The sequence below is a fragment of the Chryseobacterium sp. CH21 genome (assembly GCF_004119445.1).
In the GTDB taxonomy this organism is placed as follows: domain Bacteria; phylum Bacteroidota; class Bacteroidia; order Flavobacteriales; family Weeksellaceae; genus Chryseobacterium.
In genome coordinates, this window is record NZ_QICI01000048.1 from 78,350 (window position 1) to 84,677 (window position 6,328).

A 6,328-nucleotide genomic window follows, 5' to 3' on the forward strand; every position below is an offset into this window, starting at 1 on the left:
ATTTTGTTCGAAGGCTTACAGACAACCGCTATTATACGGTTTCTGAGAGATAATGATCATAAACTCTATCTCCGTTACCACAATAACGAAACAGAGTATTATAAAGGACTTTCTTTGTCCGAAAAGAATATATTCAAAAAGATTATTTACAAAATTGAATCTTTAAAGTATACCGGATATCAGAAAAAACTGTTGAAGAAATTCGAAGCCGTTTTCTGCCTGTCTGAAAAGGAGTATAAAGAAGTAGAAACCTATTCTGGAAATGCAAAGCTGATTCACATCTTTCATGGTAACCAGGCGGTGAAACAATTGGATAAAAAAGGAAATTATTTTCTTTTTCATGGAGATCTTACTACTGCGGATAACAAAAAAGCATTGAATGAAACTATTGAGCTGTTCAAAACTCTTCCACAATATAAATTAGTGGTGGCTTCCGACCGTGCCAGCGAGGATATTAAAAGGAAAATTTCAGAAGTTGAGAACATCAGCCTCACTCCTATCCAAACTACGGAAAAACTTCATCACCTTCTGGAAAATGCCCACGGCAATATTTTGATCTCCTACCAGAATTCGGGAACTAAAGTAAAGTTATTTAACACGCTTTACAACAGCCGTTTTGTTATTATTAACGGAAATATTACAGATGATCCTGTTTTGACAGATTTATGCCTGTATGGAGCTGATATGAGTGAAATTCGCCAGCATATTATTACCTCAGCTGAAAAAGATTATCATGATGCTGAAAACAGAAAAAAAATATTAGAAAATACCCATTCGGATAAAACTAAAGCGGAAGAATTGATAAAGGCTATTTTTTAAGAATTAACCCTGTCTACAACGCCCTGAATATTAAATTCGTCAAGGCAAGCCCAGTCCCCACGATAACATTCTTTATCTCCAAAAACAGAACATGGCCTGCAGCTAAGATCCTTTACCTGAACAACATCTTTTTCACTCTGACCAAATCCTAAAAATCCTGCATAAGGATGAGTAGCCCCCCAAATAGAAATACATCTCGTTCCTACAAGACTTGCAAGATGCATATTGGCAGAATCCATGGAAATCATCAGTTCCAGTTTAGCAATATGATTAAGCTCTTCTGTAAGATTTAATGTTCCGGCAAGGTTTTTCGTATTAGGAATCTCACGTTCCCATTTTTCAAGCGTTTCTTTTTCTTTTTTACCTCCGCCAAAGAAATATATTGTGTGTTTCTTAGCTAGAATCCTTACCAGTTCGTACGATTTTTCCAAAGGAAGCATTTTTCCTTTATGTTGGGCAAAAGGAGCAAAACCTATCCCGGATTTATCCTCAGAAAATGGCCTTAAGGTATGTGAAAGCTCAACTTTGAATCCCATTTTTCGAAAAACATCAGCATAACGTTCTACCGTTTTTTTCAGCTGTACTTTTTCCAGGTTCCAAACGTCTGTGAGGTTTTCTTTTTCCTCTTTCCCTTTATCTATTTTAAAAACCTTAAGCCCTTTCCTTCTGTATATCCTGTCTAAAATTTTGGTACGGATTACATCGTGAAGATTGGCAACACAATCAGGTTTAAATTCCTTAATTAGTTCATTGCTCAGTTTACTTAATCCAAACAGACCTTTATAATCATCCAGATCAATTCCTTTAAAGGTTACATTAGGAATTCCGGCAAACAGAGCTTCAAAATTCTTCCTGGAAACCATAATAATTTCCACACCAGGGTTCTGCTCCAGAAATTCTCTGAAAACAGGTACTGTCATCGCAACATCTCCGAATGCGGAAAAACGATATGCTAAAATTCTGGTCACGGTTATGATTTCAGTTGATAAGCAACTGCATAAAACTTGATCTGCTTCGTCATTGCCATCAATCCGTTGGCTCTGGACGGAGAAAGAAATTCCTGTAATCCTATTTCTGCAATAAAATCGAAATCAGAATCCAGAATTTCCTGAGTGGAATGCCCACTATAAATACTTACTAAAAGAGAAACAATACCTTTGGGCAAAATACCGTCAGAATCCGCATTAAAGAAAAGCTTTCCATCTTTAAATTCAGCATCAATCCAAACTTTGCTCTGACAGCCTTTAATCAGATTTTCTTCAGTTTTTCTTTCTTCCGGTAAGCCTTTCAGTTCTTTTCCAAGATCAATGATGTACTCATACTTTTGCTCCCAGTCTTCAAGAAAAGCGAATTCCTCGATTATTTCCTGCTGTTTTTCTTTAATGGTCATTTTAAATCAAATTTCTTTGTGCAAAGATAACCATTTTTGTAAAATTTATTAATGAGAGGCTTTTTCAAAAAGCTGTAGGATTTTTGTTTCCTCCTTCTCCCAGCAAAACACCTCAGCAGCCTTATTCAATTCACTCTGATAATGCAATCTTCCTTTCTCAAGAACAAGATTAATTGCTTTCTCAATCGTTTCAGGGTTATGATCGGTGATAATTTCTCCTACATTGAACTGATCTCTTATGCGCTGCATTTCCGGGAAATTAATCATAACCAACGGAACTCTGCTCTGAATATAGTCACAAACTTTATTAGGAAGAGAATAATAATAGCTCACTCCGTTATTTTCTTCAAGACTAAACCCTACATCAGCTGTTTTGGTAATTTCTCTAAGATTTTCCGGCTTTAGTTTACCCAGAAAAAAAACTTTATCCTGTAGCTTTTCCTGAATAACAAGCTCTTCGTATGCTTTTTTCTTTGGCCCCTCACCCGCTATTTTCAGAACAGCATCTTTAATATGATGCATAGCAACTATCATTTTTCAATTCCTCTGGACTGATTGATTGCTCCCTGATATAAAATAATTTTAGGATGATTCTCCGGAATTTCAGGAGCAGAAAGTATTTTTCTAGGAATATTTCGGACAACGATTGGATTCACATTGTATTTTTCATGGAACCATTCGGCATAGCTTTCACTTTCTGTCATCATGAATTTCACATGAGGAACCAGCTTTCTTTCGAGCACTCTCCAGAATTTCTGCGAAAACCTGTTTTGTACGGATGGCATTTCCGTGAAAATTTCATGGCTGTCAAAGACTAATGGGATATTCAGTTTTTTGGCAATGAGATAATTTGGCAGAAGTGCATCAATGTCATTGGCATGAAGAATAGTATCTTTGTCCGCTTTTTTCTTCAGTTCTTTGTATAATTTCCAGTTGAATTCAAAATAAGCGGTTTTTAGACTTTTTGACTTCAATCCTATTCTGGAAAAAGGATAAGGACGATCCATTTTCTCATTTCCATCCCAATCGTTTCCAATCAGTTCTATAGGATAGCCGTTATCAAAAAGCGTTTTGCATACCTTTTCAATTCGCTGATCAGTATACAGATTGCTAAAGGCAGATACTATTATTTTTTTCTTCATTAATCTTTCTTGTCTAGTATTAAATAATAGATCTGAATGAAACAAATGAGCCCGTTTGGAATGATAACCGGCCAAAGCATTCCATTAAAGATACCATAAATGACAAAACAAATACAGCCAATCATGTTGACCACTCTGATTTTTCTTACATCTTTCAGTATGAAACTCAATACAATAAAAAGCGACGCAGAATAGCCGATGTAAGTAGTAATTTCCGTATTCATGGGGAAAATTTAAGGACAACAAACTTAATCATTTTCAATAAGATAATAAAATTTTTTCTGCCATAAAGTCATTAATTGATTTTTGGTAAAATATTTGTAATTTAGATAATGAATAAAAGGTAATGTTGCCTTTGTTCTAATGAGATATATTATGGATTATAAGTTTTCACAAGGTTTGAGCCAGGTGTTCAAACAAAGCAAAAGCGAAGCTAAAAGGCTCAAAAGTGAATTTCTTAATACAGAACATCTACTTTTAGGTATTATAAAAACGGAAAACTCTGCAAAAGAAATCCTTCAAAACCTTAATGCGGATTTAACACAAATCAGAAGAAAAATTGAAACTTTAAATACAGCAAGTCTTAATCCTATTTCTGAAGAGGTTACCAATATTTCTTTCACCAAGATGGCAGATCATGCCATTAAACGTGCAGAGTTAGAATGCCGTCAATATAAAAGCAATGAAATTAATACCGTTCACCTGCTTTTAGGTATTCTTTATAAATATGAAGATCCTACTTCAAATATTCTGGGAGCTTATGACATCGACTACGAAGGAGTTTCAAGAGAATACCAGACTATGCTTAAAAATTCAGGGCAGTCACCACAGATGAGTGCTTACGATGATGATGATGAGAGAGAAGAATTTGAGCAAATGAGAAAGCCTACAGGAAATCTAGGTTCTGCGAAAAGTAAAACGCCAACATTGGATAACTTTGGTAGAGACCTTACTTCTTTGGCTAGAGATGGAAAGCTGGACCCAGTAATCGGGCGTGAAAAAGAAATTGAGAGAGTTTCTCAGATCTTATCCCGTAGAAAGAAAAACAACCCGCTTCTTATCGGGGAGCCTGGAGTTGGTAAATCTGCCATTGCTGAAGGGTTGGCACTAAGAATTCAACAGAAAAAAGTGTCGAGAGTTCTTTACGGAAAACGTGTGATCACTTTAGATTTGGCAAGCTTAGTTGCCGGAACTAAATACCGTGGCCAGTTTGAGGAAAGAATGAAGGCGATTATGACAGAGCTGGAGAAAAACAGAGATGTCATCTTATTCATTGATGAGCTTCATACGATTGTAGGAGCAGGAAGTTCTACAGGAAGTTTAGATGCTTCCAATATGTTCAAACCAGCTTTGGCAAGAGGTGAAATTCAGTGCATCGGAGCAACTACTCTGGATGAATACCGTCAGTATATTGAAAAAGACGGCGCTTTAGAAAGAAGATTCCAGAAAGTAATGGTGGAACCTACTTCTATTGATGAAACTGTTCAGATTCTGAATCAGATCAAAGATAAGTATGAAGAACACCATAATGTGATCTATACTCCGGAAGCTATTCTGGCTTGTGTCAATTTGACATCAAGATATATTACAGACCGTTTCCTACCGGACAAAGCTATTGATGCGATGGACGAAGCAGGATCCCGTGTTTATATCAAAAACATGAAAGTTCCTACAGAAATCATTGATTTTGAAAAGAAAATCGAAGATATCAAAGAACTGAAGCAGAAAGCTGTAAAAGCTCAGGATTATCTTGAAGCAAGAAAACTGAAAGATGAAGAAGAACGTCTTCAGATGGAACTGAATGCTGCTCAGGAAAAATGGGATAAGGATGTAAAAGAGAAAAAAGAAACCGTAACAGAAGAAAATGTAGCAGAGGTGGTTTCTATGATGAGTGGTGTTCCTGTAACGAAAGTTGGTAAGAACGAGCTTGATAAACTGGCTCAAATGGATGAAAAGCTTAACGGAAAAGTAATAGGTCAGGAAGATGCTGTGAAGAAAGTGGTTAAGGCCATTCAAAGAAACAGAGCAGGTCTTAAAGATCCTAACCGCCCAATCGGCACCTTTATTTTCCTTGGAACAACCGGGGTTGGTAAAACCGAATTGGCGAAAGTAATGGCTAGAGAGCTTTTCGAATCCGATGAATCTCTGATCAGAATTGACATGAGTGAATACATGGAGAAATTCGCTGTTTCAAGATTGGTTGGTGCGCCTCCGGGATACGTAGGGTATGAAGAAGGTGGTCAGCTGACGGAAGCTGTAAGAAGAAAACCTTATGCAGTAGTTCTTTTGGATGAGATTGAAAAAGCTCACCCTGATGTATTCAACATTCTATTACAGATTTTGGATGAAGGACACGTTACAGACAGCTTAGGAAGAAAAATTGATTTTAGAAATACCATCATTATTCTTACTTCAAACATCGGAACAAGAGATCTTAAAGACTTTGGAGATGGTGTAGGATTTGGGACTTCTGCAAAGAAAACCACTTCAGATTCAAGAGCAAGAAGTACTATTGAAAGTGCTCTTAAAAAGGCATTTGCTCCAGAATTCTTAAACAGAATTGATGATATTGTAATCTTCAACTCTCTTGTACAGGATGATATCAAGAAAATCATTGATATTGAACTGAACAAGCTTTATGGCAGACTTGAAAAATTAGGATATAAAGTAGATCTTACTGAAGAAGCTAAAGACTTTATTTCTGATAAAGGATGGGATAAAGATTTCGGAGCAAGACCATTGAAACGTGCAATCCAGAAATATATTGAAGATTTATTGGCAGAAATGCTGGTAAACAAGCAATTGAATGAAGGAGAAACTGTAGTTCTTGACCTTAATGAGGCTAAAGACGGACTGATAGGAAAAACGCAGAAAGCAAAGAAATCTGCCGCTGAGAAGTCTTCTCAATCTTAATTAAATAAATAGTTTAATTTTAAATAGAAACACCCCGAAATTTCCGGGATGTTTTTTAGTACGT

5 protein-coding genes and 1 pseudogene are annotated in these 6,328 nt (G+C 36.3%); 2 read left to right on the forward strand and 4 right to left on the reverse strand.

What is annotated here, in order from left to right; translation table 11 throughout:
• The first annotated feature begins 3 nt into the window (after window positions 1-3).
• Entirely contained in the window at window positions 4-819 is an 816-nt protein-coding gene (locus BOQ62_RS09635) for a hypothetical protein (protein WP_129039003.1), read from the forward strand.
• Here BOQ62_RS09635 and BOQ62_RS09640 read toward each other — a convergent pair.
• From BOQ62_RS09640 to BOQ62_RS09655, 4 genes and pseudogenes are all read right to left on the reverse strand, one after another.
• A complete protein-coding gene (locus tag BOQ62_RS09640; protein WP_228413897.1) occupies window positions 816-1,787 on the reverse strand; it encodes a glycosyltransferase family 9 protein in 972 nt (323 codons plus the stop codon). The two genes, BOQ62_RS09635 and BOQ62_RS09640, sit on opposite strands and share 4 nt — an antisense overlap.
• 2 nt (window positions 1,788-1,789) lie before the next feature.
• Window positions 1,790-2,209 (reverse strand): SufE family protein, encoded by a 420-nt coding sequence (locus BOQ62_RS09645; protein WP_089693246.1) that lies wholly within the window; start codon window positions 2,207-2,209, stop codon window positions 1,790-1,792.
• 48 nt (window positions 2,210-2,257) lie between these two features.
• Window positions 2,258-3,351, reverse strand: a pseudogene (locus tag BOQ62_RS09650) (glycosyltransferase).
• Window positions 3,351-3,575: a uroporphyrinogen decarboxylase gene (locus BOQ62_RS09655; RefSeq protein WP_129039006.1), complete on the reverse strand. Its 225-nt coding sequence runs from the start codon at window positions 3,573-3,575 to the stop codon at window positions 3,351-3,353. The pseudogene BOQ62_RS09650 and the gene BOQ62_RS09655 overlap by 1 nt, the downstream one beginning before the upstream one ends.
• 151 nt (window positions 3,576-3,726) lie before the next feature.
• Between BOQ62_RS09655 and BOQ62_RS09660 the strand changes: the two genes are divergently transcribed.
• Window positions 3,727-6,264, forward strand: coding sequence for an ATP-dependent Clp protease ATP-binding subunit (locus tag BOQ62_RS09660; RefSeq protein WP_129039008.1), 2,538 nt, complete (start codon window positions 3,727-3,729; stop codon window positions 6,262-6,264).
• Window positions 6,265-6,328 lie beyond the last annotated feature (64 nt).

What these genes read in the sequence shown, in the direction of transcription:
- BOQ62_RS09645 (WP_089693246.1), bottom strand. Translation starts at nt 2,209, where the DNA reads ATGACCATTAAAGAAAAACAGCAGGAAATAATCGAGGAATTCGCTTTT.
- BOQ62_RS09655 (WP_129039006.1), bottom strand. Translation starts at nt 3,575, where the DNA reads ATGAATACGGAAATTACTACTTACATCGGCTATTCTGCGTCGCTTTTT.
- BOQ62_RS09660 (WP_129039008.1), top strand. Translation starts at nt 3,727, where the DNA reads ATGGATTATAAGTTTTCACAAGGTTTGAGCCAGGTGTTCAAACAAAGC.